Below are 23607 nucleotides of genomic sequence, written 5' to 3' on the forward strand. Positions count from 1 at the left end.
CAGTATGGGACGTCCAAGAAAAAAACTGCCGCTGCTCGAACAAATGGCTGCGCAACGCCCGCGACGGCTGTTTCCACGTGCCGGACTCACGGCCGACGTCGTGTTGGAAGATGAACACGGCGAACCGCTGTTGATCTTGCCGGCTGAAAATATCAGCATTGGTGGGTTGTTCCTGCATGGCAATCTCCCGCTCCGTGTCGGCGCCCATCTCCTGTTGTCGATCCCGTTACCGAATCAATCGTTGCCGCTGCGCGTCGTCGGCGAAGTCGTGCGCGTCGAACGCGTCGGCGGCAAACCCACCGTCCGTGGTCTCGGCGTCCGCTTCATCGAATTATCCCGCGCGATGCGGCAGATGCTGGAGGCGTTAGTCTCAGTCGGGTAAACGGTACGCACGATGGCGCAGCATTCCTACACCTTCTCGTGGCCGACCACGTTAGAATGCGGGCCCGGCGCAACGGCGCGCGCGGCCGAGCGGGTCGGGCAATACGGACGGCGGGTCCTTTGGGTCTATGGCCGCGCGTCGCTGCAACGTTCTGGTCTGCATGCGCGACTCAGCCGGCAACTCGCTGCATACGGACTTGCGGTCTGCGAAGTCGGCGGCATCGGGACCAATCCGTTACTCAGCCAAGTCCAAGCGGGAGTGACTGCCGGGCGGGCATTTGGCGCCGACGTAGTGTTCACTTCCGGCGGTGGTTCGGTGATGGATGCCGGCAAGGCGATGGCAGCGGGGATCGCGGAAGACGCGGACCTGTGGGCGGCGTTCCAACAGCATCGACAAATTGTCGCGGCGTTACCGATCGTGGCGTTAGTGACGTTGCCCGCGACCGGCTCCGAAATGAACGACGTTGCGGTCGTGACTCACGACACCACGCGCGACAAATTGGTCGCCAGCAGCCCGGCCCTCTACCCGCGGCACGCCATCCTCGATCCCGAGCTGACCTTAGACCTGCCTCTCCCGCTCACGATGGGCGGCGTCGCGGACCTGATCTCCCACGTCGTCGAACTTTACTTCGACGGCAGTCGCTCGCCGCTCGTCGACCGCTTCGGCGAGCAGATCGTGGCCGCGGCGATCGCGGCCGCCCGCCGTGTCCACGCGGATCCGCGCAACCTCGAGGCGCGGACCACGCTGATGCACTGTGCGACGTTCGCGCTGAATGGCTTGCTGGCGTTCGGAAAGCACGGCGGCGATTGGAGCAGTCACCGGATCGAACACGCGATGAGCGCCCTCTACGATGTTCACCACGGCACCGGACTCGCCGTGGTCCTGCCCACATGGATGGCATGGGCCGCCGAGCACGTCCCGGAGCCGTTTGCCCGCTTCGCGCTCGGCGTCTTCGGCGAGACCGTGCGGGGCGTCACGATTGCCGACACCGCCCGGGCCGGCATTCTCCGGCTGCGCGCCTTTTATCGCGACGTCGGATTGCCGACAACATTGGAAGGCCTCGGCTTGGAACGATCACAGATCCCGGCGCTGGTGGAAAAGGCCGGACAGATGCGTCCGTATCCGTATGGAGCGTTGTGTGCGATTGGCCCAACGGAGGCGACGGCCATTTTGGAGCGCATAGCCGACTGGGGGGAGCAGTGAAAGGGCGGACGTCGTCGCAGATCGGCATGGTCGATCCGCCACCAAAGTAACGTCGTTCGTCGGCCTCCGCCGTGGCCTCGACACGTTGCTGGACAGCGACTAGCGACCCAATATCATCCGGATGGGGACAGGTACCTTCAAACCAGCGCCGATTCTCGATTTGAAGGTACCTGTCCCCATTCAAATGCAATTAGCCGATTGACACCGCGGCCACACATTCGGCCAAATCATCCAGCCGTTGGGGCGGGGTCGCGCGTTCGGGGATGGTCCAATGGGGGAGGTCGGGCGGAAGTGCGGCCTGCAGCGCGTGGAACGCGGCTTGTTGCGCCCGCTGCACGTCGCGACAGCGCGCGTCGTTGTCGCGTAGGCGCGCGGCGAGGGCGGGGTCGAGCGTGGCGGGGAGCGTTGGCGCGGCGGCGAATGCGGGCATCGCGCGGTTCAGAATGACTCCGGCGAGGTGCATGCCTTGTTCGGTCGCGGCCGTGGCAAACGTTTGCGCGTCGTCGAGCAGGTCGCGTTGAGGTCCGACGACCAATACGATGCCGGTCGTGGGTGCGCGCAGCAGTTGATGCACGGCATCAGCGCGTGCAGCGAAACCGCCGAACAGCCCCACGGTGCTTTGAATGAGGTCGGCCATTTCCTGCAGCAGCTCCACGCCGGTGACGCGTCCGAAGAGTTGCATCAAGCGATCGGCCCCTCTGGCGAACAATTTCGCGCCGAACTTGCCGGCGGCCAGCGCCGGCGCAGTAAACAGCTTCAGCATGCTGTCGCTCAACGCGCGGACCATGCGTTGCGGGGCTTGGAAGAAATCGAGGGCGTGTTGGGTGGGCGGCGTGTCGAGGATGATCAAGTCGTACGCGTCTTGGGCCACAACCTCATATAGGCGTTCCATCGCCATATACTCTTGCGATCCGGCAATGGCCGTGGAGAGTTGCTGATAGAGGGGATTATTCAGGATCGTTTGGGCGGCGCGCCGATCCGGGGCATAACGTTCGATCACACGATCGAACGTGCCCTTCACGTCGAGCATCATCGCGTCGAGCGTGCCGGCCTCCTTCGCCCCCTTTTTCGGCCAGACACGCTGTGCCTGATCCGAAAATGTTTTAATGCCAAGCGCGTCGGCCAGTCGCCGCGCCGGATCGATCGTCAACACCAACGTGCGTCGCCCCGCACGCGCCGCGGCCACGCCCAACGCCGCCGCCAATGTGGTCTTTCCCACGCCGCCGGTGCCGCACGTGAGGAGGATGTGGTACGTGGTCAAGAGTGGGGGCATGGTTGGAGTTTTGTAGCACGACACGGTCATGTTCACCACGTCGCCAGGGTTTCACCGATGCGGGCCAACAGATCGGGGCCGGCTTCGACCGGAAACGTTGGTAGCTCGTGAAGCAATGCGCCGAAGCGGGTGTGGAGACGCTCGCGCTCCGTTTGGGCGCGTGCCCACTGTTGGTCGAGAAACGCCGTGGCTGCGATGGCGGGACGCCACGGCGCATCGGGGGCGGTGTCGTGTTGCAATGTTTCCCATGCGCGACGCAAATCCGCCGGCACCGGCGCGGCCGTCGCATGATTGGCCACCACGCCGGCGAGCGGGATGCATAACGGTGTGGCGAGACGATCCGCCAATTCGAGCGTCTCGTTGACGGGCAATTCTTCGTAACGGGTCACGATCAGCGTCGCGGTGACGGCCGTGTCTTGCAACATGCTGCGCATCTGTTCGCCCAACGTGGCCAGCGGCCCGCGATGCACCGATTCGGTGAGGATCCGTGGGACATCGAGAAAGCCTAAGCCATGTCCGGTGGCCGGGAGATCCACGATGACGCGTTCAAACACGTGTGCCTTGACGACCAAGTGCCACAGTTTGCCAAGGCACATCAACTCGTTCAGTCCTGGCGTGGCGTCGAGGAAATAATGAACGAAGCGATTGTCGAAACAGAGATGGTATAACTTCGCCGATCCGAGTCGCAGTACGGCGTATTCTTCGAACGCCTCGCGCGGTGTCAGTTGAAATGCCGTCAGTCGTGGCGCGACCTCCGCGCCGTGGTAATGGATCGGGGTTTCCGTGTTGAACAACCGCGCGAACGGATGGGGTCCGAGCGCAATGAGTGCGGTGCGCTCGCCTCCCGCAGCGCAGCCGCACGCCAAGGCGGCGGCGACCGTCGATTTGCCCACGCCGCCCTTGCCCGTCACGAACGTCAGCGGGGTGCGAAGGAGCGGCGACACTTAGACCTTCTCGGGGCGCTCGTAATCGTGCAGTCGCTGCTCCAATTCCTCGATCCGTTGCCGGAGCGAGCGGATTTCGGTCTGGACCGCCGGGATGTTTTGGACGCTTTCGATCGTCGGACGAATTTTATCTTCCAGGAATTTGCGCATCGCACTGAGCAGCGGCGCGCGTTCTTCTTGCGACAGATGGCCGTGTCGGACCAGTCGGTCCACGAAGTCGGTCAATTCCGTGCGCACGTTGGCGATCTCGCGCGATCCCGATTCGATCGATTTATGCACGAAGTCGCGGATCGTCTCGCTGCCGCTCCGTACTAAGTTCAACAGCGCGCCGAGGGGGAGGACGTTTTTCTGTTTCTTCTCCGTCTCGAAGATGATTTGGGCCAACGTGACCGACGTGAGGTCGTTCTTCGACTCGTTGTCGATGACTTGAATGTCGTCCCCTTGCTTGATGAGCTCCCCGATGTCTTCCAGCGTCACGTAGCAGCTGTCGGTCGTGTCGTAGAGTTTCCGATTTTGATACCGTTTAATGACGCGGGGTCCGTCACTCCCCTTGGGGCGATGTGGTGCGGCGGCTGACATGGTGTTGGCTCCTTCCAGCGGCGCGGCGCCGCTTTGGTGTCTTCTTGGTGGATGTCGATTTGCGGCGAGCGGACGGTCCCGGTGCTGTCCCCCCTAACGCGCGCGTGATCGCCTTTCTCACGTGCTGGAGCGCGGTGTGGAGATACGGATATTGATACGTGAGCCCACTCTCCACGGACTGCTGCTCCAGTGTCGCGACGCCGGTGTTCAGCGCACACAGCAGTTCTCGGCCGGCGGTCACGAGGTGGCGGCGCACCGCCGGCGTGCTCAGCAGCAGGGCTAACGGGCCTCGGGGGGCGGTGTTGGTTTCCATAAACGATTGCGAACTCGGTGCCCTTCGTGGACCCAGACGATGATCAACGTGACAACGCACACGAACAGCGTTTCTAAGAGTCCCACATGTTCCGTCCATTCGCTCCACGTGGGCATGGGGCGGATATAGTCAGGGGTCGAAAAAGTGTCTAGCACTATTCTTTGCCGCATTGCTGATGTGCGTCATTGGTGCGTTATAGATACTATCGTGCGTCGGTGGTTAGGCGGCTTGGACGGTCGTCGTGGCGGCGGATTCCCCGAGGCGGGCGGAGAAATAGTTGACGGGCGTGGGGTCGGTGTCGCGGCGGTGAAAGTAGAGTAGATGACAGTTCACATAGAGCAGGAACGCAAATCCGAGATTGCTGAGCCACAGGACATGTGGCGTGAGTCCGAGGTGTAAGCAAGCGGCATTGAACAGCAGCACGTAGGCCGCCATGACCAGCGCGGTGCGGAATTGCCATTCGATGCCGGGATATTTGCGCAATCGTGGGGCGTTGGCCGGGCGTGGATAATAACGAAACGAGCCGAACGCGCGCAGTAGCGTATATTCCGCGACAAACACGCCGATCGCGATTTGACTGCCGAGGCCGAGGGTTGACCAATTCGAGAGGCGCGCAAGATAGCCGCCGACTGCGAGGACTCCGAGCAGTTCTAACCACGGGACGACGTGACTTTCACAGTGAAAAAACCGGCGCATGCACAGAGCCCTACTCAAAGAGCGGACGTCCGTCAATCCGATTGAGTGGAACGGGGAGGCTGAACCAGCGGAGCATCGTGGGGTAGAGATCGACCAGTTGGGCCAGCCGTCGGCGATTTGGCCGAATGCCGGGGCCGCGGATCACGAGCGGGACATGCATGTCCATCGCGTAATGGGTGCCATGCGTTGCGCGTTTTTCATGGAGGAAGTCGAAATCCGGTGTGGCCGCAACGACCAAATCGCCGGCGTGGCCATCGTCGAAGAGTTGGGCCAGCATCGGGACGGCTCCCGGCGTTGAGGTGTGGGCCAACCGTGCGATCCAGTTTGACGCAGTCAGTAGGCGCCCGTCGGTGAGGGCGCGCAGTTGGGGGTCATGTGTGAATTCGAGCGGATCCCCGGACCGTGCGTCATAACCGTACAGGGTTTCCGCACCGCGACGGACACTCCGGAGGATGCCCATTTGTTGGCGGCGGTACAGCCGGACGCGTTGTTCGCGCTCCCCAGCCTGCTGAATAACAGGTTCACGTACCAGCACAAGATCGAGTTCGGGAGCGGTCGTCAATAATTCCAGTAAATCGATCGGGTCGGCGGCGCGGCGGGGATAGGCCTGGAGCGCTTCCAACGTAATGGGTTCCTGCCAGCCGTTCGGGCCTCGAGCTGTGAGTGTGGCGACCGAGACGCCGCGCGCGCCGAAATAGAGGTCGGCATAGTGTGGCTTCGCGGGAGGCGTGACGCGCAGTCCTTGTCGCCGCAATACGGTCTTCAGTTCGAAGGTTCCAATGATGTCGTGCATGCCGTGGTCGGAGGTGACGATCAAATATGTTTTATCGAGAAGCTCGCGATGACGGAGCAACGTTACGAGTTCGCCGAAGAAGGTGTCGAAGTCGCGCAAGACCTGTTGGACGCGCGGATGATCGGTCCCGAGCTTGTGCCCCAAGAAATCGGTGGCGAGCAGGCCCGCCAACGTGAAGCGGGGGATTTCCGCAACAGGGCGCTGAAAGAGGGTCAGCAAATCACGCTGCGCGAGCGCGTTCATTTGTTCCAATCGCCCTTGGACGACGACGGCCCAGGCCGCGGGGAGCGGATTGGTCGGGGTTCGGGTCGACGCACTGCGGAAAAATTGGGTGTAGACGGCTGCTGTCTCGTGGCCCTGCAGGTCTTCGAACAGCGTGCCGGCGGTTGCGTCGTACCAATTGCGGAAGCTGGTATTGAGGCGTTTGAAGCCGCGCAGCGAAAGAAAACGGTGCACTTGCTCCGTGGCGCGCTCGAACCATTCCAGATACGGGATACCGGCGTGTCCCGGGAAGAGGCCGGAGACCATGGCCTGGTACCCGGTGCTGGTGGTGGACGGATATGTCGCGATCGCGTCGGTGAACGTGACGCCGGGTTTGACTAAATGGGTGGTGAGATTTGGGAGCTGTCCATCGCGGAGCAATTGGTTGAACAGTGCGGCTGGACAGCCGTCGAGGACCATCAGCACGACATAGACGTCGCGGATTGGGCGTGGGGCTGCGTATGCAGCGTGCGCGCGGCAAGCGCCCGCGATCATTACGGTAGTCCACAACAACCACGTAAAGAACCGGAGGCATTTTGCCATGGCGCCGGACCATGCCTGGGGTCCACGGGGAAAGTCAATATTGAGACGGCATTCCATGATTGCCTAATTTTCGATCACTTTTTTCTTGTCACGGTTCACCGGCACGACTAGATCTCGCGCCATGGGATTACCGCAATACGATCCGGAAACAGTGGTGGAATCCGTCACCGAAGAGCATCGGATCGCTAAGCTTACCGAGGAGTTAGTCCCATTTGTGGGGATCGGGCGCTGGGCGAAAGAGACGTGGGGAACGGTGCAGGCCGCGGCCCGCTCGGGGGACCGTTTGACGCTCGTCGGCGAGGCCGGCACCGGCAAGACGCTGTTGGCGCGTCACCTCCATTGGCAATCACCGACTGCGGACGCGCCGTATCAAATCATTCAACTGGAGCGCATTCCGCACGAAGTCGTCGAGAGCGAGTTGTTTGGCTACGTGCGCGGCGGTTTCTTGAGTCGGCGCACCGTCGTACCGGGACGAGTCGCGGCCTGTGGCACCGGCACTTGTATCGTGACCGGGCTGGATCGCTTGCCATCCGCATTGCAGGAGCGCTGTCTTTCGTGGCTCTGTGAAGGAGCTATGATCCCGATGGGGAGCGAAGAGCGGATTCCGGCGCCGGCGCGTATCGTCTTCGAACTGCGGGCGCGCGAATTTCCCCGCGCGCGGGAGAGCGCGCTGATCGGGCCGTTGTACGACCTCGTGGCCCGCCATGTCGTCACGATGGAACCGATTGCGCGGCGCCGTGACGACATCGTGCCACTCGTGGAATATTATCTCGAACGTTATGGAACCGAATGGGGATTGGGCTATCGGCGTCTCTCCAGCGAGGCCGCGCGCTTCTTGCGCCGTGCCGGGTGGCGGGAAAACGTGCGCGGCATTATGCTGGCGGCCGCGCATGCCGTCTCGACGACCGAGGCCCGGGAACTGACGCCGAAGGATTTCCCGCCGCAATTGGCGCGCCATCCGGAGCTGGCGACGGAGCTGGGCTTGGAATCGACTTCGTTAGAAGAACTGATCGAACGCAAGCTGACGCAATTTTTTGAACGGTTGGGGGAATACGACGTCCACGAGTTGCATAGCGCGATTACCGCCAAAGTGGAGCGGCCGTTAATCAAGCTCGTGCTCGCAAAAACCCGTGGCAACCAAGTGCAGGCGGCGCGGATATTGGGGATCAATCGCAATACCTTACGCACCCGGATGCGACAACTCGGGTTGACGGCCAAGCGGGAGCGGGCGTGACGAGGCATTCGGTGCAAGGCATTTACGCCGTTGTCGACCCACGCTTTCTGCCGGCCGGGCGGGACGTGGCGGAATTCACCCGCGCGTTTCTCGATGGCGGGGGCCGACTCGTGCAATTGCGCGTCAAGGACGCTGGGCCGGCCCTCAGTGCGGAACGGCGGCGGTTGGCCGACGCCATCATGGCGCTGAAGAACGAGTACGACTTTACTTTTGTTATGAACGATGACGTTGCCGGTGCGCGGGCCGTTGCCGCAGATGGTGTGCATGTCGGTCAAGACGATCCGCCGATCAGCGTCGTGCGAGCAACGCTGGGCTCGGACCTGTTGATCGGCTATTCGGCGCACACGGTCGCGGAGGCCGTCACGGCCGCAGCTGCCGGGGCCGATTATGTGGCATTAGGGGCGATTTATCCGACTGCGACCAAGGGGCCGGGTCATCCGGTGCAAGGCGTTACGGTCTTGCGCCACGTCGTGCAGGCCGTACATATCCCCGTGGTGGCGATCGGCGGCATTACGCGCGCCAATGTCGATACCGTTTGGCAAGCGGGAGCCGCAGCCGTCGCGATGATCACCGGCCTCACGCAAGCGGCGGACGTCCGGGCGGAAACGCAATGGCACGTCCGCGCATGGGAACAGTGGCAAAGCAGTCACACACGATGCACTGATAGGAGCGTTGCATGACACGACCAATTGTATTAACCATCGCAGGATCCGACCCGACCGGCGGAGCCGGATTACAAGCCGATCTCTATACCATTCAACAATTCGGCTGCGACGGTCGCTCGGTGACCACCGCGATCACGGCGCAAACCAACGATCGAGTCCTCGGCGTCTGGCCGACGGCCGGCGACGTCTTGACCCAGCAATTGGCCACGGCCGCAGAGCGGGTCGAATTGGCGGCGGTCAAGATCGGGATGCTGGCGACGACCTCGAACATCTGGGCCACGATCTGGTTCCTCCGTTCCCGCGCCCACGGCCACGTTGTGATCGATCCGTTGCTGCATTCCTCCAGCGGCATGCCGCTGCTCGAACAAAAGGGTGTGCAGATCTTCCAGCAGCAACTGTTGCCGTATGCCACGGTCATCACGCCGAACATCCCCGAAGCCATGGCGTTGGCCGGGATGCAAATCGCTTCGATCGAGGCGATGGAAGTGGCCGCCAAACAGATTCACGGCGACGTCTTGCGTCTCCGTGGGGGGCACGGCGATAAACCGCTATTTATCGTAGTAAAGGGTGGGCACTTAAAACACGATCCGGTCGACGTGATCTTCGACGGCGAACGGACCGAACGCCTGACCGGCGCGCGCCTGCCCGGCGGGATCCACGGCTCCGGTTGCCGCTACGCCTCCGCCCTTGCCGCCGAACTCGCGAAAGGCCACTCCGTCGTCCACGCCGCCCAAAGCGCGAAGGCCTATGTTGCCGGCTTGATTGCGGCCGGATTGCAATAATTCACCGCAGGCCCTCTGCCAGCCGGTCGAGTCGATCGAGAAAAAAATCGGTCGACCAAAGTGCGAGCGTAGAGAGTGCAGTCGGTTTTAGAAATCGTTCGACATCGGCGCGTGCTGCGGCCCAATCGGTGGCGCGGATCTTCGCGCGCATCGTGTCCAGGAACCACTTTCGTGTTACTTGTTGCCCTTGGCCGCGCCACGGCCCCTGCTGTTCACACGCCGCACTCAACAATGGCATGTTTAATTGAGGGTGCCGGCCAACGTACCAGACGAAGTCATACCAATCCCGTCCCTTGAGGTACTCGCGGCACAGCAAGGCGTGGCACTTGCCGGCGAAGAGGCTGGGAAGATCGTGAATGACCACCGGGAAGGGAAAAGGAAAGTCGAGATACTTGATTTCGGTGTGTGCGCCGGTCGGGGGATTGGTGTCGAGTTCGAATTTGACGCGGATTTGTTTCGGACGTCCGGTGGTGAGCGGGTGGCGAATCTTGAGGACCTTGCCGATCGATTGATCCTTTAAGAAAGCCGCTTTGACCGTGCCGGTGGCCTTCGTGCGGTCCTCGATCTCGACGGTTAATCCATAGGCCGCAAATTCCGTGATGAGGCCACGCAAGTAGGTCTCCCATGCAAACGTGGGATTCGGTTGGTGCAAGGCAAAGTCCAGATCCTCGGAGAACCGTTCGAGGCTATATAAAATCCGTAAGGCCGTCCCACCGTGGAACGCGGCGACCTTAAAGAAGGCGCTCCGGGACAACGCAGCGAGCGCGATCTCCTGGACGATTTCACGCAGCGCTTGTGCTTCTTCCTGATGGGACTGGCACCGATGCGTATCGAGACGCTCCTGTAGGATGCGGTGGCTCATAATTGGAGGTCCTTTCTCACACGATTCAAGAAACGAACGATTGGTCGACTGCGGTTCACCGCAGCGAGTGCGTTCAATTCCTCGGCGGTTGTCGTATGCATCTGCTCTTCATCGAGCCGTAAATCGTGTAGCAAAGGGCCCACGCCACGCCACGACTTGCGATGCGACCTCATGTAGTCGACGATGGCCCGCCACGGGCGTGCCATGAAGAACACCTCGTCGGCGACGACACAGCGCTCCACTGCGGTCATGAAGCCATGCAGGGGGACCGTCGTGAAATGAAAAATCCCGAGCGGCGTATGAAATGCGCGGGTGCGCAGTCGGGCTGCGGAGGTGGTCGTGTAGACGGCCTCCGGTATCCAGCCGTGATGGACCAGCGCCGTCTCGTAACTGATATACGAAGGGCCATAGAGTTTCTGTGCGAGGACAAAGAGATTCAACGGGCGGCGCCGATACGGCTCGGCCAGACAATAGACGCCGCGGCGCAAGTGGATGAAGTCTCGCCGCGCGAGGGCGCGTTTCACCAGCCCATACAGGCGATCCTTCGAGCCAGGGAAAATTTGGAGCAGTTCCGTATCCGAGAAGCTGTCATATGGGATCCGTGCACGGATGGAATCGATGAAGGGTGACATATATTTGTATGATACTGTCGAAATGTGACAGTATCAATCGTTATTATGCCATTGTTTGCCTAATGTGACGCGCACGCGCGGCGCGATCCCTATCGACAATGTCTGTTCGGGCAGATATCTGCCTGCGGGGACGTTATGAATCGTGTGTACACCGAGCATGATTTTAACAGCGCCGAACTGCGGCGATTGCGCGCGTTGCAGACTCCGTATGGGATCCAGTGCATGCTGGATGCGATGCCGTACCATTTGGCCACGACGGCCTGGTCGCCACGGCGGGTGTTGACGGAACACACCGCGCACTGTTTAGAAGGAGCGATATTTGCGGCCGCGGCGTTGCGCGTGCTCGGCTTTCCGCCGCTGATCCTCGATCTCGAAGCTGACCACGATACCGATCACGTCATCGCGGTGTATCGATCGCGCGGGCATTGGGGTGCGGTCGCGAAATCGAATTTCACTGGGTGTCGGGGGCGGGAGCCGGTCTATCGCACGCTCCGCGAACTGGCGCTCAGTTACTTCCATATCTATTTCAATCCGCGCCGTGCCCGCACGCTGCGGACTTTTTCGCGTCCGGTTAACTTGGCGCGTTTCGATCGCCAGCACTGGATGACCACGCAACGACCCATTTGGTTCATCGCCGAGCATCTGCTCGAGATCCCCCACACCCGCTTATTGACGCCGCAGCAAATCAAGTCTCTCACGCGCGTCGATGAACGCACCTACCAAGCCGAATGTTTAGGGAAGGCCAAGCGCGGCGCGTGAGAGGCGGTGTGATGTATTGCGCGTTTAATCTTCCCAGGTGAAATTCCTCGCGGCTTTTCTTATTCCCTCTCCCTTAGGGGAGAGGGCTAGGGTGAGGGGAGGATTCAAGACTGTGTAGTCATGGTGGTCTCCCCCTCACCCAACCCTCTCCCCAAAGGGCGAGGGAGGTGGATACCCCACCCCTTGGGGCGGGTGCGTTCAGTGCGGCAGTAGTTGTTGATAGGCGGCCATCAGTTGGCGGGTGATCGGGCCGGGGGTGCGGGGCTTGATCGTGATGTCGCGGATTTCACGGACGGGCAGGACTTCGCTGGTGGTGCCGGTCAGAAAAATTTCGTCGGCGGCCTTCAGATTTTCGATGGAGATATGGGCCTCGCGCCACGGGATGTCGAGACTGTCGGCGACTCCTAAAATGCCGAAACGGGTGACGCCCGGCAACACGCCGTCGCTGAGTGGCGGCGTGTAGAGGCGGCCTTTGCGGACGAGCAAGAGATTCGTGGCCGTGCCTTCTAAGACCCAACCGCGTTGATTCAACAACAGGCCTTCGTCGGCGCGCGCGGCCTGGACCTCTTGGCGCGCCAACATCCGACAGAGATAACTCGTGGTCTTCAAATTCGCGAGTGCCGGCGGTTCTCCACAGACCGATGTGACGACGATGATCGAGGCGCCTTGGTGGTAAAGGCGTTCCGGTTTCGGCCGAAAACGCCGTGCGAACAAGACGACGTTGGCGTCGAGGTGGGGCGGGCGGTCGAAGGTGTACGCCGTGCCTCCAGCGCTGATCGTGACGCGCACCACGGCCTCGCGTAAGCGATTGGCGGCGAGGACTTTTTGCACGGTTTTTTCGAACGCGTATTCGTCCAGCGGGAGATCGATTTGGAGTCGTTCGCAGTTTTCGCGCAGTCGGTGGTAATGGAGCGCGGGAAACGCGACGCGGCCGGCATACGCGCGCAACGTCTCGAAGACGCCTTCGCCGTAGAGAAATCCGCGGTCGAAGACGGAGAGCTTCGCCGCCGTTTCCGACACGAGCTGTCCGTTAATATAGACTTTGCTCATGGATCGTGTCGATCGGGAGATGGTGGAGTTGCGCGAAGAATGCGGCCACGCGCTGGTCGGTGGCTTCGAGCGCGGCCTCGGCGTCGGTCGCTGGATCGAGCCAGTTCGCGGCGTGGAGATAACCGAGGCCTTCGCGGATGGTCAGCAGCCGAACGCCGAGGTTAAATTGCGCGCGCCCGTGCGGGCCCCACATCCCGAGTGCGCCGGTGTAGGCGTGGCGACGGAACGGTTCGTGTTGCAGCAACAGGCGGACCACGTTGTGTTTCGGGAAGCCGGTCATCGAAAGTCCCGGCACGATGATGCTTAATGCGTCGACTAATCCGTAATCGGCGCGGAGCCGCGCGCGCAAGTTACATGTCAGGTGGACACTGCGCGCATCGACTTCCAACGCGGCCGGGTCTTCCCGCACGGTCCCTTGTTCGGCGAGCGGCATCAGTTCTTCGCGCAAGCGGTGCAGCAATCCACGGGCGCCCGGTGTTTCCGCAAGCCATTCGTTCGGTTCCGGCAGCGCGATGCCGTGCTGATACGGGCCGCACGCCAATACGGGCTTGGCGGTGAGTTCGCGCTGTTCCATGGTCAGAAACGACGTGGGCGAGAGGGAGCAAAGTTGGAACGAGCCGGTGTCGAGGTACGTGGCGTATGGCGCCGGATTGGTCTGCCGTAACTGCGCATGCACGGCCCATGGGGCTTGCGGCATCAGGCCGACGTACCGTGGCGCCAAGTTGATGCGTTGCGCTACGCCTTGCCAGAGGCAGCGTTTCAATTCCTGCGCGATTTGGCGATAGCGGCGGCGCGGACTGACCGGGGTGAGATCTTCGGCCATGAACGCGATCGGATGATCCCGATCCGTGGCGCGGTGCGAGAGGATGCTGGTCGAGAGCGAGCGTTCGGTATCGTGGTTGGGCAGCAGGCGATGCGCTTCCGGATCGTCAAGCGATGACGTCGCGTGTTCCGTCACGAGCGCGGCCAGTTCTTCGGCGCGGGCCTCCGCTAATGCGGGCCGTGATTGCACGGTGTGGTCGAGGCCGAGCGAGGCGACGTACGCACTCCGTTCGACGTGGTCGATGACGAGCACGGTGTCGAACAGGCCTAACCACGCGTCGGGGAGTTCTTGGTTGCCATCGGCACGGGTATCCGGAATGGCGCGTGCGCCCCATTCGAAGCCGACGTAGCCGACGAGTCCGCCATAAAAGGGGAGATACGGATCGATCGGCAAATCTTGCAAAATGGTGGCAAAGCCGCGCAGCGCGTCGACCGGGTTGTCGATCGCGGTGCGGGTGCGGGACCCCTGTTGCGTGGTGATGAAGCCGCCAACACATTGGAACTGCGCGACGGGACGGATGCCAATGAAGGTGTACCGCCCGCCGGTATCCATACAAAAACTGGGACCGGCCGTGCTGACGGCCTGCAGCGCCGCCGTGACATCGGGTGGCGTGGCGAGAGGGACAATAGCAGGAGTGCCCGGCACGGCGCCACCCGACCACAGTTGCGAGGAGGTGTCAATTGAGATTATGCGAAGGAGCCGCCAATAATCCATGTTCCCGGGTGATGGTGATGGGCACCGTTGCGCGGCGGTAGTGGATGGCGGCGGTGAGATAGGCGTACATCTGTTGTCGCACTGGGCGGAAGTAGCGATAGCAGCCGTTCACCGGGACGAGTTCGCCGAAATAGATGCTCGTTTCCGGAAAGCGTTGCTGTCCTTGTGGGGCATAGCCGCGCGGATAGTGCAGGCATGAGAGTTCGATCCCTTGGAGCGCCGCTGCCGGGACGGCGGCCAGGAGTTGGTCGATCAGCGTGTCGTAGTGCGTTTCCCAATCCGGGCCCTGGACGATCGGATCGAGCGAGCAGATGATCCGATAGCCGGCGTCGGCCAGCGCCGCCGCGGCCGCCAAGCGGTCCGCCAACGGCGCGGTCCCACGTTCATTCCGGCGGATGAAGTCGTCCGGGGCGACGGCAAAGACGATGGTGGTTTGTCCGCGATGTTCGAGACCGATCAAGTGCTGCACGTTCGCGGTGCGAGTCCACAATTCCAGCTGTGCATGGCGCGTCCACGCGAAGCACGGGATGAGCCGCGCGGCAAAGTGCGTGTAGTGATCGATCGCCAACGCATCGCCTGCGTCGCCGCAGCGCAACACGAATTGTTGGTTTACTACGCGGTTGGCGCGACGCGAGAAATCAGTCAACATTTCATCGAGGTTGACGTGCACGGACACAATTGGGCGTCGGAGTTTCGGGTTGGGAAACGGAAAGTAGCTGCATTCATACGGTGCGTTCAGCACAAAGTCGGTGCACCAATGAAGGCTCGGCGCCTCTGCCGTTTCCGCGCCGATCTCCGAGGACGGTATCTTCACCAACGGGCGAAACCATGGTTTCGGGGCCTCGGTAAGTGCCCAGCGGCGCTTTGCCGCCGCCGGGTCGTCGGGGTACACCAACGTCGTCAGGTCGTCGATGGTTTCTGTGGTGGTCGTGGTTCCGAGTTGCGCCAGCAGCTGTTGAGTCGCCGGCAATCCACGCACGGCGGCGTCGATGTAAATGATGTCGGGATCTGCGCTGTACGAAGCCGTGCTCATGCGGGCTCCGTGTTATGTCGCGCTCTCTACTCCTGTCAATCGCGATAGATTATACGCGGTACCATTCGAAGATCTTGCGCCATGACTGACGGTCGAAGGCTTGTTGCAACTGAGTGACCAGGGTCGCCAGCTCTTCCGGGGCCTTGAATTGGTACTCCAGCTTAATGCGGGGGTCTTCGAAGTAGGGATCGGCGGTTAGTTTCGCCGTCTGCGGCAACGCCAAGTCGCGGATCATCGAGGCGAATTGTTGTTGGCGTTCCATCAGCGTTGGCAAGCGCACGCCTTGCAGCGTTTTGCGCAATGCCTCGACCTTGGCCGGCGGAGCGACAGTCGGATCGATCACGACGGCGAGGAGTTGATAGCGCTCCAGCACGTCTTCGACGCTGACGGCGTCTCGGGCGGCGATCTCGCGGATCATGACGAGCAAGTCGTTCAATTTGGCCGGTGTCGCGCGCAACGGCCGCAACACCTTGACCAACGCCTCTTGGGTGCTCGGGCTGAACTCCGCGATCCGAGCAGCCGTGGACAATGCGTAGCGCTTGTCCACGATCAAGGCCTTGGCTGGTCCCGCGCACTGCATTAAGGACAACAGTTGGTGGAGGACGCGATAACTGGCGTCTTCTTCCATCAGCGGGAGATAGGTCTTCACTAAATCGTCTTCGGCGATGCCGTAACTGCCGAGCAGGCGTTCCAACACGTGTGCTTCTTCAATGAGGTTCAAGCCGCGCGTGGCCAAGTTGTCGTGCAAATTGTGTAGGAAGGCCTGAAAGACCGGCAACGCGCTGTGGTCGTAGACCAGCGCCGGGATGGTTTGACGACCCAGTGCCTGGCACGCGACCACGCGCCGATATCCGGCGACGATTTGATACGCGCCGTCCACGGTGTGACGCGCGACAATCGGTTGCACCACGCCGATCGTCTTGATCGAGGAGGTGAGTCGTTCGAGTCGCGGCGCGAAACTCATTCGGAAACTGTCGTCGGCGATATTGAGACCGGTAATTGGGAGGACTTGAAGTAGCATAGACACGCGCGTATCGCAAAATTCGCTCAAGGTCGCAATAAAAAATCAGTCATGCAGTGAAAAATTATTCGGGGAACAGCATTGTTGGAAAAATATCTTCCCATTCCGCTTCCGGATGTTCTCGCATCGTCTCGTCGACTGCGGATTGCAGGGCTGCGAGGGCGGTGTGTTCGATGGAGAGCCGTTGGTAAGCGCCGAACATCCCGCAGTGGTACAATGCCGCTTCGAGTTGTTGCTGAAACGTCCGGATGGCTGTCGCCGTACGTGGCACGGCGTGGTCGTCTCGTGCGAGGAGATACGCCAGCAGCATGGCGTAGAGGCCATGAAACGACGTCAGCGGGCACCCGTCGTCGTTATACAATAGGACTTCGTCCGCCTCATAAATGCCGGGCGTGTGATGGGTCCGGGCGGGTGGATCGTAGACGCGCAGTGTCGCGGCGAAGCGGACGGGCCGCGGATCGTTGACGAACGCAGGGTGCATGGCGTTCCAGAGACGTCCCAACACGCGGCGCATTTCCCAAGTGAGTGTGCGTGGACAATACATCACGATCTTATCGGGACGATGCAGGTGATGCTGGAGTTCTTCGTCGGCGACAAACGGCGACGGCAGTTTGAGGTCGACATCCCAGTCGGCGCGTTTGATGGTGTCGATGAGCGTGGAGGCGATTTGAGCGGCGAACGCGGGATGTATGGCCAAGTAGAAGCGGGTGCTAGTTCTCACGCCTCGATAATCGAAGCGTGGTTGGCATTGTGGATCGCGGGGGCGCAAATACAGCCACGATTCATGATCGGTCGGATCGTCTTGGGGGATGATTTCGATGGTATCGGTGTCGCGCGTGCCACAGCGTCGATACAGGGCCGCTGCGTGGTGTCGATAGATTGCGAGATGTGTCGGTTCCACGGTCGTTGGTGTCTCCGGATGATACGTCATCCAATAATAGACCTCGGATCGCGTCGGCAGGCGGTCCTGCGTGGCGACAAACGCGCGGGCAAAGCGGAGAAACGCGCGGACGTCGCGGCGAAACTGGGCCGGGGCGATGGGCGTGCGCAATTTTGTTTTGGTGACGGCGAGGCATTGCTGCCCCCACGCGCTACGTTCCGTTGTGGCCGCAGCAGTTGCGAACGGGGCGAAGAGTTGGCCGGCTCCAAGGAGGCGACCGGTAATGCGATCGGCCAGCTGTGCGGCGTTGTCGCCATGGAGTGTCGGGGCTGGACGCAAAAAACGGTCTCCGGCAACTGCGTGGTGCCGAGCTGCGGCGTCAGCGGCCACTAATGTAGCGTCGGCATGAGTTTCCCGCAGCCGCCGGATATTGGCGATGCGACGCAGCTGTAATTGGGTGGCTCGGCTCATAGTCAGTACAGAGCATCGGCAGAAGCGGGGGAAAGTTGTGTAAATTAGTCGCATAATCGCAATATTCTCCATCTTTGAGGCCTCTATGAGCCAATTTACCGGGCTCTGGGAGGTCGGCAGGGGGCAGAGGTGGGGGGATTTTTTGGAAAAAACCCAATGAAATCAATGGCAGGTTTCGCAGTCGCAGAAAGTGGTGGTTAAAACAGCTGCGATATCATAAGGATGGACGCGGTTCATAACCTGGAGGGGGACCATGACAGCGAAGCATTCGGCGTTTGCAGAGGTGAATACCTATGTCCGGCGGGTGGCGAAGCGGCTGCAAATCCCGGACGCGTATCTGAACATCATGCTCAATCCGTATCGCGAACTGCGGGTCCAAGTGATGATCCATCGCGACGATGGCTCGATTTTCGAGACCTTCGGCTATCGCATTCAGCACAATGCGGCGCGCGGTCCTTATAAAGGTGGGATTCGTTACCATCCGGACGTGAACGAAGACGAAGTCCGTGCGCTGGCGTCGTTGATGACGTGGAAGAACGCGTTGGTCGATATCCCGTTCGGCGGGGCGAAGGGTGGGATCACGGTCGATCCGCGCCAACTCTCGCCGCGCGAATTGCAAGACCTGACCCGTTCGTTCACGCGCAAGATCGACATGGCGCTCGGGCCGTATCGCGATGTCCCGGCGCCGGACGTGAACACCAATGCCGAAGTGATGGGTTGGATCATGGATGAATACGGTCGGCGGCACGGACACACGCCGGCCGTGGTGACGGGAAAGCCGTTGGCGCTGGGCGGTTCCAAGGGACGGCAAGCGGCCACCGGGCGAGGCGTGAGTCTCGTTACGCAGTGGGCGGCGAACGATAACGGGATCGACGTCCCGGGGGCGCGGATCGTGTTGCAAGGATTCGGCAACGTCGGGACCTATGCGGCGGAGTTCCTGATGCAAGCGGGCGCGAAAATTATCGCGGTGAGCGATGTCGATGGCGCGATCTATGCGAAAGACGGACTCGATATCCCGGCGCTGTTGGCGTGGGTGCGGGAACATCGCACGGTCAAAGGGTTCCCCGGCGCGGAGCCGATCGACGGTGCGAAGCTACTCACGATCCCGTGCGACATCCTGATTCCTGCCGCGATGGGGGGCGTGATTACGATGGCGAACGCGGCCCAAATTCAAACCAAGCTGTTGATTGAAGGGGCCAATCATCCGGTGACTCCGGACGCCGCAGCGGCGTTGGAGCAGCGGGGGATCCCGATCATCCCCGACATCCTGGCTAACGCCGGCGGCGTGACCGTGTCGTACTTCGAATGGACGCAGAACTTACAGCAATTCTTCTGGAGCGAGGCGGAAGTGAATCAACGACTCGGCGAACGGCTCGAAACGGCGTATCGCACCATGTCCGAGACCGTCGTGGAATCACAATGCACGTATCGCGAGGCCGCGTATCTGATCGCACTCCGCCGCGTCTGGGAAGCGATGCAGCTGCGCGGGATTTGAACTGTGCTGACGGACGACGAATGCATGCGTGCGGCGCTGGCGGAGGCGGAATTGGCGGGCGCCCAAGGCGAAGTCCCGATCGGGGCCGTCGCGGTCGTCGGCGAGCAAATCGTGGCGCGGGCCCACAACCGACGTGAAGCCGACGGCAATCCACTGGGACACGCGGAAATTCTGCTGCTGCAGCAACTCATCGGCACTCGTGCCAGTTGGCGGCTCGACGACGTCACGCTGTACGTCACGTGTGAACCGTGTCTGATGTGCGCGGGCGCATTACTGCAAGCGCGGCTCGCACGACTCGTTTACGGTTGCGCCGATCCGAAGGCCGGCGCCTGCGGCTCGCTTTACCAAGTTCTCGACGACGCGCGCCTCAATCACCGCATCCCATGCACCGCTGGCGTTTTGGCCGCCGACTGCGGCGCGCTGCTCTCGGCGTTTTTTCGAGGGTTGCGGGGATGTAAGTCAGTGAAGGCGTAGACGCGTTGTGGGCAATTCCCTCGCCAGTGAAACCGGTTGCGCGTTGTCGCGTCCCTCATTACACTGGCCGCCTGGAGTCGACGCCGATGCTGAGTCCTGCGGAAGTGACTGCGGTGCAACAATTCCGGGCCAAAGTAGCGCTGTGGGATGCGGCCTATGCGGTATTTGTCGCCACCGAGGTGTTGATTGCGCCGCTCGTATTGACCTATCCGCAATACTCCGCGCTCCGGGCGCATGAGCGACGCATTGCGATCGACATCGAGCGGGACGGGATCCGATTATGGATGCCCTTTTCCAAGACGATCGCCGGGGACCGATTGCGCGACGTCGAGCAGTTTCTCACCGTGGCGCGGGCGTATCTGGCCGCGCTGCCAGTTGATCCATTGGGATAAAGCGGCAGGGATGGGAGCGGAGCTGTGCGACGGCCGTGTTGTGCAGCGGGTCGCCGTATTCGCTGAGCGCCAGGATAAATCGGTCGATCGTGTCGGCGCGCCGGGCCGCGCGGATCCAGACGCGCATGCCGGCGCGGAACAATGTGTCCTGCGTAGTTCCGAAGAACGGGGGCGTCGCGGGGTCCGCGGGGAATTCCCAATATTGCACGCGAGCGCGCAACGGTTTCCCCCCAACGGTGCCGACGACGACGGTCTTGGGGAGCCGGCACTTCGCCGGCGAGGTGAAGCGTGTGGCGTGGATCGGCCGCGCGGGCGGCGTTGCTCCGGCAGGCGTGAGCGCGGGGATGAACGCGAAATAGGAAATGACTCCCGGTTGGGCCCGAGAGCCGGGAGGTGGTGGCAGGGGCTGATCGTGACTGATCATGAGGACCGCATCGGCAATCCCATCGCGATTGAAATCGTATGGCGGATTGATCGGTTGTCCGATGGGGAAGTTGCCACGGCCCATGCTGCGGACATACGCCGGGCCGCAGATGCGCGCAAGTCCATTACGGTTGCGGAGTAGCGGGCATCGGCTGCGCTTGTTGCGGCAGGGTGTCGGTGGGCGTCGCGGCGTGTTCGATGAACGACTGCATCATCGGGGAAGGGTCCCAGAGGCCGAAGCCGGGCAAGTTGCTCCAGTCGAGGCCGAGGCGCGGATCGCCGCCGCCTTTGTTGCAGCATTGCGCGGTGCCGCTGCCGGTGCCGGTGCCGCCGCCTTTGCTCGTTTTTACGTCGCTGTCCGCGAGCGGGGATCGGGCGCCCATCGCGGGTCCGCAGTCGACGGCCCAGCAGGCGCTCTTGTTCGACGTCGACGGGGCGCAGCTGCTCAAGTTCCCCTGGCTGGCGGCGCCGCCGCTCATGCTATTTTTATCTGTTGCATCTGCCATTCCGCCGGCCACCAATGATCCGGTGCCGGGCGGTTGACACTCCGCGACGATGCAGTCCGGTTGCGGTTTGTCGGGACCTTGCGGGTATCCTTGACAGCCGCCCGGCGGGGCGAATTGTCCGGAAACGGAAGTACACTGATTGGAACAAGTGTCGCCTTGGCAGAGATGTCCGCCGTGCTGCATCGGCACGGTGCCACTCTCGGCCATCACGCCGTGATGTTCCTTGGATGCGACGCCAGCGCCCGACAGATACGCGTGACCGCCTTCGTGTTGGACAACACCGGTCCCTTGCCCGCTTGCGGCAACACCTTTGTTCAGGAAGATGCGGCCGCTGGCGGGATCGTAGAGTCCGCCGGGTTGCGGTTGGCCCGGTTTGCCGCTGGCGTGGGACACGGTTCCCCCATCGGGAGATAGCACGGCGCTGCCACCCACCAGCGGTGTAGCGCCTTCTTCTTTCGCCTTCTTCGCGAGTTCACCCGGCGTCACTTTTTCGAAATTCACCGGGGTCGCGTTGGCCATCGCCTTCTGGGCGTGTGCCAGTGCGGCCGCGTGTTGCTCGGGCGTGATATTGTGACTATTCGCGTTGGCCTGATTGCGGAGTCCATCCGCGACCGGACCAAAACCATCGCCGGCTTGTTTCTTGTTCTTGTCGATTTTTTCATCGAGCGGAGTCTTAATTGGTGTTTCGGTTTTTTCGGGATTATCTCCGCTCGCCGCGCCGCACAGCGACCCGACCGGGACCTTCACGATACTCTCCATCAGCTCGCCGCCGCCCATGCCTGCGCCGCCGGGCCCGCGTCCACCGCCGCCTTCACCGCCGCTGCGATACGGTTGCGGATTCGGTGCGATCGGATTGGAAAACGGATCACGATGACACATCACCCAGCCGAGTTGCGGGAGTTGCACGCCGCAGGCGCCCGCGGTCCCGCCGCCGTCCGATCCGCCGCCGCAGGTATCATTGCATCCCTTGCCGGCCGCCGCAGTGGACCAGAGGCTGCAGGTTCCCATGCCATGCGATGCCGGGTCGAGCAGCACATTCATGAAGCTGTCGAATCCCATGCATTCGCCTTGCAGCGCCGCGCCGACGAATGCTCCACTGGGACTCCCGCCGCCTGGTTGGCAATTTTTTTCCTTCACCTTCCCCATCGACGCGCCGAATGGGGTTTTTCCCATTCCGCCGCCTCCCCCAAAGGCCGCCATCTTCGGACCCATCCCGGCTCCTTGGCCAGGACCTCCGGCCTTCATCCCCATTCCGCCACTTTTTCCTGGTATGCCGGCCATCCCGGGTATCCCGCCGAGTCCGGCCTTTTGCGCATCCGCGCCGGCACAAAAGAATTGCTGTTTCATCAGGCCTTCGGCCGGGTCATACAAATAGAGACCGAATTTTTCGAGAAACGGATTTTGCGCGGCGAGGTCGATTGACGGCAGCAACGACTGCATCGCGAGCCAGAGTTGACTTTCGGTCCCGACGCGTTTGATCACGTCGAAGAGGTTGAGCACGGGATTCAGTCCGACGGAGAGAAGATGGTGCCGAACCAAGGCGCGTTGTGCCTCCGTGATCGGCAACGCGTCGACCTCTTGCACGGCCGTTTGCAACGCCTTGGCCAATGCGGCGTCGAGCGCCAGCGCTTGTGCAGTATTCAGATAAAGCGAGCCCAATATCCAGTCGCTCAAATGGGCCGTGGCCGGTTTGAATTCACCATGCACGGCATTGAGACAATATTTGGTCAGCGTTTGCTCGGCAACGACGTCGCCGGTGTACTGATCGGTCAGTCCGGCGATCACGGTGCGCAGTCCGAACGGCAGCGCGCGACGGGTCGCGATCCCGAGACGAAAGCAGGATTGCTCCAACAGCGGAACCAAATTGCCGCCGGCCAGTGCGGGGTCTTGTAATACGTCATCAAGACGCGCCGCGAGTTGCGCGTCGAGTTGGGCATCGAGCGGCGCGAGTGCCTCATCAGCCGCTTGCAGCGACTGGATCGCGGCTTGATAAGTCTGTTGGGCCACGGCCAGCGGACTCGGCGTCTTCGACTTCGATTTCTTCTGCAGCAGTTGCCAGAAGCCAGGCGCGGATGGTGGCGTTTTAGTCGCTTGGGTTATTTGCGCGGCTGTTAACGGTTTTGCTGGCTGCAGCGACTGCTGGATCACGATTTCCCGATACGCCTGATCGACCGCCGCCCCAGCCGCCCAGACCCGCGCTTGCTGCGCGATCGCGTCGGCTTCGAGTTGGATAATGGCGTCGGTCGAGCTCCCGGCCCAGCTGAGGGACGGAACTCCAGTCAGGGTCAGGGTAAGGATGAAACGGGCACAGTACGGAAGGATACGAGTTCGGCGCATACGGGGCTCCTGGATAGTGAGGCAGGATGATCAGAAAGCAAGATGCGTACCGCACGCGACCGTGCGG

At 61.7% G+C, this 23607-nt stretch carries 25 protein-coding genes; 9 read left to right on the forward strand and 16 right to left on the reverse strand.

The annotated features are described in order from the left end of the window. The first annotated feature begins 4 nt into the window (after nt 1–4). Both HY696_10930 and HY696_10935 read left to right on the forward strand, forming a co-directional pair. Nucleotides 5–382, forward strand: coding sequence for a PilZ domain-containing protein (locus HY696_10930; GenBank protein MBI4238908.1), 378 nt, complete (start codon nt 5–7; stop codon nt 380–382). Nucleotides 383–394: 12 nt separating this feature from the next. Beyond that, nucleotides 395–1585 carry an iron-containing alcohol dehydrogenase gene (locus tag HY696_10935; GenBank protein MBI4238909.1) on the forward strand — a complete coding sequence of 397 codons (1191 nt, stop codon included), beginning with the start codon at nt 395–397 and terminating at the stop codon, nt 1583–1585. A 190-nt stretch (nt 1586–1775) separates the two neighbouring features. Here the strand turns inward: HY696_10935 and HY696_10940 are convergent, their stop codons facing one another. From HY696_10940 to HY696_10970, 7 genes are all read right to left on the reverse strand, one after another. Then, a complete protein-coding gene (locus tag HY696_10940) occupies nt 1776–2858 on the reverse strand; it encodes an ArsA family ATPase (protein MBI4238910.1) in 1083 nt (360 codons plus the stop codon). 32 nt (nt 2859–2890) lie between these two features. Then, nucleotides 2891–3802 carry an ATPase gene (locus HY696_10945; GenBank protein ID MBI4238911.1) on the reverse strand — a complete coding sequence of 304 codons (912 nt, stop codon included), beginning with the start codon at nt 3800–3802 and terminating at the stop codon, nt 2891–2893. Further along, on the reverse strand, nt 3803–4381 hold the full coding sequence (locus tag HY696_10950) for a transcriptional regulator (protein MBI4238912.1): 579 nt from the start codon (nt 4379–4381) through the stop codon (nt 3803–3805). It abuts the gene before it with no gap. Further along, nucleotides 4344–4694, reverse strand: a complete 351-nt coding sequence (locus HY696_10955) for a hypothetical protein (protein MBI4238913.1) — start codon at nt 4692–4694, stop codon at nt 4344–4346. Before HY696_10955 ends, HY696_10950 begins: the two co-directional genes overlap by 38 nt. Further along, the gene (locus tag HY696_10960) at nt 4661–4810 is read right to left on the reverse strand and encodes a hypothetical protein (GenBank protein MBI4238914.1); all 150 of its coding nucleotides are present in this window, start codon (nt 4808–4810) and stop codon (nt 4661–4663) included. The genes HY696_10955 and HY696_10960 overlap by 34 nt, the downstream gene beginning before the upstream one ends. Nucleotides 4811–4913: 103 nt before the next feature. Then, on the reverse strand, nt 4914–5390 hold the full coding sequence (locus HY696_10965) for a hypothetical protein (GenBank protein ID MBI4238915.1): 477 nt from the start codon (nt 5388–5390) through the stop codon (nt 4914–4916). A gap of 10 nt (nt 5391–5400) precedes the next feature. Further along, nucleotides 5401–6987: an alkaline phosphatase family protein gene (locus tag HY696_10970; protein MBI4238916.1), complete on the reverse strand. Its 1587-nt coding sequence runs from the start codon at nt 6985–6987 to the stop codon at nt 5401–5403. A 121-nt stretch (nt 6988–7108) separates the two neighbouring features. On the opposite strand from HY696_10970, the gene HY696_10975 reads away from it, so the two are divergent. Genes HY696_10975 through thiD form a run of 3 tightly spaced genes read left to right on the forward strand, consistent with a single transcriptional unit; the run spans nt 7109 to nt 9668 of the window. Continuing rightward, nucleotides 7109–8221, forward strand: coding sequence for a sigma-54-dependent Fis family transcriptional regulator (locus tag HY696_10975; GenBank protein MBI4238917.1), 1113 nt, complete (start codon nt 7109–7111; stop codon nt 8219–8221). Further along, the gene (thiE, locus tag HY696_10980; protein ID MBI4238918.1) at nt 8218–8901 is read left to right on the forward strand and encodes a thiamine phosphate synthase; all 684 of its coding nucleotides are present in this window, start codon (nt 8218–8220) and stop codon (nt 8899–8901) included. The genes HY696_10975 and thiE overlap by 4 nt, the downstream gene beginning before the upstream one ends. Next, nucleotides 8898–9668, forward strand: coding sequence for a bifunctional hydroxymethylpyrimidine kinase/phosphomethylpyrimidine kinase (gene thiD, locus HY696_10985; GenBank protein MBI4238919.1), 771 nt, complete (start codon nt 8898–8900; stop codon nt 9666–9668). The genes thiE and thiD overlap by 4 nt, the downstream gene beginning before the upstream one ends. 1 nt (nt 9669) lies before the next feature. Here thiD and HY696_10990 read toward each other — a convergent pair whose 3' ends face one another. Together HY696_10990 and HY696_10995 are read right to left on the reverse strand one after the other, a co-directional pair. After that, nucleotides 9670–10530, reverse strand: coding sequence for a nucleotidyl transferase AbiEii/AbiGii toxin family protein (locus tag HY696_10990; GenBank protein MBI4238920.1), 861 nt, complete (start codon nt 10528–10530; stop codon nt 9670–9672). Further along, nucleotides 10527–11162, reverse strand: a complete 636-nt coding sequence (locus HY696_10995) for a hypothetical protein (protein ID MBI4238921.1) — start codon at nt 11160–11162, stop codon at nt 10527–10529. Before HY696_10995 ends, HY696_10990 begins: the two co-directional genes overlap by 4 nt. 177 nt (nt 11163–11339) lie before the next feature. On the opposite strand from HY696_10995, the gene HY696_11000 reads away from it, so the two are divergent. Next, entirely contained in the window at nt 11340–11921 is a 582-nt protein-coding gene (locus HY696_11000; GenBank protein ID MBI4238922.1) for a hypothetical protein, read from the forward strand. A 198-nt stretch (nt 11922–12119) separates the two neighbouring features. Here the strand turns inward: HY696_11000 and HY696_11005 are convergent, their stop codons facing one another. The 5 genes from HY696_11005 to HY696_11025 form a co-directional block, all read right to left on the reverse strand. Then, a complete protein-coding gene (locus HY696_11005; GenBank protein ID MBI4238923.1) occupies nt 12120–12971 on the reverse strand; it encodes an aminotransferase class IV in 852 nt (283 codons plus the stop codon). Continuing rightward, nucleotides 12952–14439: a chorismate-binding protein gene (locus HY696_11010; protein MBI4238924.1), complete on the reverse strand. Its 1488-nt coding sequence runs from the start codon at nt 14437–14439 to the stop codon at nt 12952–12954. Before HY696_11010 ends, HY696_11005 begins: the two co-directional genes overlap by 20 nt. Before the next feature lie 31 nt (nt 14440–14470). Beyond that, nucleotides 14471–15541, reverse strand: a complete 1071-nt coding sequence (locus HY696_11015; GenBank protein ID MBI4238925.1) for a hypothetical protein — start codon at nt 15539–15541, stop codon at nt 14471–14473. A 49-nt stretch (nt 15542–15590) separates the two neighbouring features. After that, nucleotides 15591–16562, reverse strand: coding sequence for a ParB/RepB/Spo0J family partition protein (locus HY696_11020; GenBank protein ID MBI4238926.1), 972 nt, complete (start codon nt 16560–16562; stop codon nt 15591–15593). Between the two features lie 64 nt (nt 16563–16626). Further along, nucleotides 16627–17913 (reverse strand): hypothetical protein, encoded by a 1287-nt coding sequence (locus tag HY696_11025; GenBank protein ID MBI4238927.1) that lies wholly within the window; start codon nt 17911–17913, stop codon nt 16627–16629. A gap of 253 nt (nt 17914–18166) precedes the next feature. Between HY696_11025 and HY696_11030 the strand changes: the two genes are divergently transcribed. From HY696_11030 to HY696_11040, 3 genes are all read left to right on the forward strand, one after another. Continuing rightward, nucleotides 18167–19408 carry a glutamate dehydrogenase gene (locus HY696_11030; protein MBI4238928.1) on the forward strand — a complete coding sequence of 414 codons (1242 nt, stop codon included), beginning with the start codon at nt 18167–18169 and terminating at the stop codon, nt 19406–19408. Nucleotides 19409–19432: 24 nt separating this feature from the next. Next, complete coding sequence (locus HY696_11035) at nt 19433–19882, forward strand: nucleoside deaminase (GenBank protein ID MBI4238929.1); 450 nt, start codon at nt 19433–19435, stop codon at nt 19880–19882. Between the two features lie 86 nt (nt 19883–19968). After that, a complete protein-coding gene (locus HY696_11040) occupies nt 19969–20274 on the forward strand; it encodes a hypothetical protein (GenBank protein ID MBI4238930.1) in 306 nt (101 codons plus the stop codon). Here the strand turns inward: HY696_11040 and HY696_11045 are convergent. Further along, nucleotides 20222–20782 carry a hypothetical protein gene (locus HY696_11045; GenBank protein MBI4238931.1) on the reverse strand — a complete coding sequence of 187 codons (561 nt, stop codon included), beginning with the start codon at nt 20780–20782 and terminating at the stop codon, nt 20222–20224. The two genes, HY696_11040 and HY696_11045, sit on opposite strands and share 53 nt — an antisense overlap. A 40-nt stretch (nt 20783–20822) precedes the next feature. Then, the gene (locus tag HY696_11050; GenBank protein ID MBI4238932.1) at nt 20823–23540 is read right to left on the reverse strand and encodes a hypothetical protein; all 2718 of its coding nucleotides are present in this window, start codon (nt 23538–23540) and stop codon (nt 20823–20825) included. Nucleotides 23541–23607 lie beyond the last annotated feature (67 nt).

The organism is Deltaproteobacteria bacterium (assembly GCA_016210045.1).
Classification (GTDB): Bacteria; UBA10199; UBA10199.

Coding starts and splice junctions, on each gene's coding strand:
- HY696_10935 (MBI4238909.1), top strand. CDS start 395: ATGGCGCAGCATTCCTACACCTTCTCGTGGCCGACCACGTTAGAATGC.
- HY696_10990 (MBI4238920.1), bottom strand. CDS start 10,530: ATGAGCCACCGCATCCTACAGGAGCGTCTCGATACGCATCGGTGCCAG.
- HY696_10940 (MBI4238910.1), bottom strand. CDS start 2,858: ATGCCCCCACTCTTGACCACGTACCACATCCTCCTCACGTGCGGCACC.
- HY696_11025 (MBI4238927.1), bottom strand. CDS start 17,913: ATGAGCCGAGCCACCCAATTACAGCTGCGTCGCATCGCCAATATCCGG.
- HY696_10965 (MBI4238915.1), bottom strand. CDS start 5,390: ATGCGCCGGTTTTTTCACTGTGAAAGTCACGTCGTCCCGTGGTTAGAA.
- HY696_11050 (MBI4238932.1), bottom strand. CDS start 23,540: ATGCGCCGAACTCGTATCCTTCCGTACTGTGCCCGTTTCATCCTTACC.
- HY696_10955 (MBI4238913.1), bottom strand. CDS start 4,694: ATGGAAACCAACACCGCCCCCCGAGGCCCGTTAGCCCTGCTGCTGAGC.
- HY696_11035 (MBI4238929.1), top strand. CDS start 19,433: ATGCGTGCGGCGCTGGCGGAGGCGGAATTGGCGGGCGCCCAAGGCGAA.
- HY696_11020 (MBI4238926.1), bottom strand. CDS start 16,562: ATGCTACTTCAAGTCCTCCCAATTACCGGTCTCAATATCGCCGACGAC.
- HY696_11045 (MBI4238931.1), bottom strand. CDS start 20,782: ATGGGCCGTGGCAACTTCCCCATCGGACAACCGATCAATCCGCCATAC.
- HY696_11015 (MBI4238925.1), bottom strand. CDS start 15,541: ATGAGCACGGCTTCGTACAGCGCAGATCCCGACATCATTTACATCGAC.
- HY696_10970 (MBI4238916.1), bottom strand. CDS start 6,987: ATGGCAAAATGCCTCCGGTTCTTTACGTGGTTGTTGTGGACTACCGTA.
- HY696_11005 (MBI4238923.1), bottom strand. CDS start 12,971: ATGAGCAAAGTCTATATTAACGGACAGCTCGTGTCGGAAACGGCGGCG.
- HY696_10950 (MBI4238912.1), bottom strand. CDS start 4,381: ATGTCAGCCGCCGCACCACATCGCCCCAAGGGGAGTGACGGACCCCGC.
- thiD (MBI4238919.1), top strand. CDS start 8,898: ATGACACGACCAATTGTATTAACCATCGCAGGATCCGACCCGACCGGC.
- HY696_11030 (MBI4238928.1), top strand. CDS start 18,167: ATGACAGCGAAGCATTCGGCGTTTGCAGAGGTGAATACCTATGTCCGG.
- HY696_10930 (MBI4238908.1), top strand. CDS start 5: ATGGGACGTCCAAGAAAAAAACTGCCGCTGCTCGAACAAATGGCTGCG.
- HY696_10960 (MBI4238914.1), bottom strand. CDS start 4,810: ATGCCCACGTGGAGCGAATGGACGGAACATGTGGGACTCTTAGAAACG.
- HY696_11040 (MBI4238930.1), top strand. CDS start 19,969: ATGCTGAGTCCTGCGGAAGTGACTGCGGTGCAACAATTCCGGGCCAAA.
- HY696_10975 (MBI4238917.1), top strand. CDS start 7,109: ATGGGATTACCGCAATACGATCCGGAAACAGTGGTGGAATCCGTCACC.
- HY696_10995 (MBI4238921.1), bottom strand. CDS start 11,162: ATGTCACCCTTCATCGATTCCATCCGTGCACGGATCCCATATGACAGC.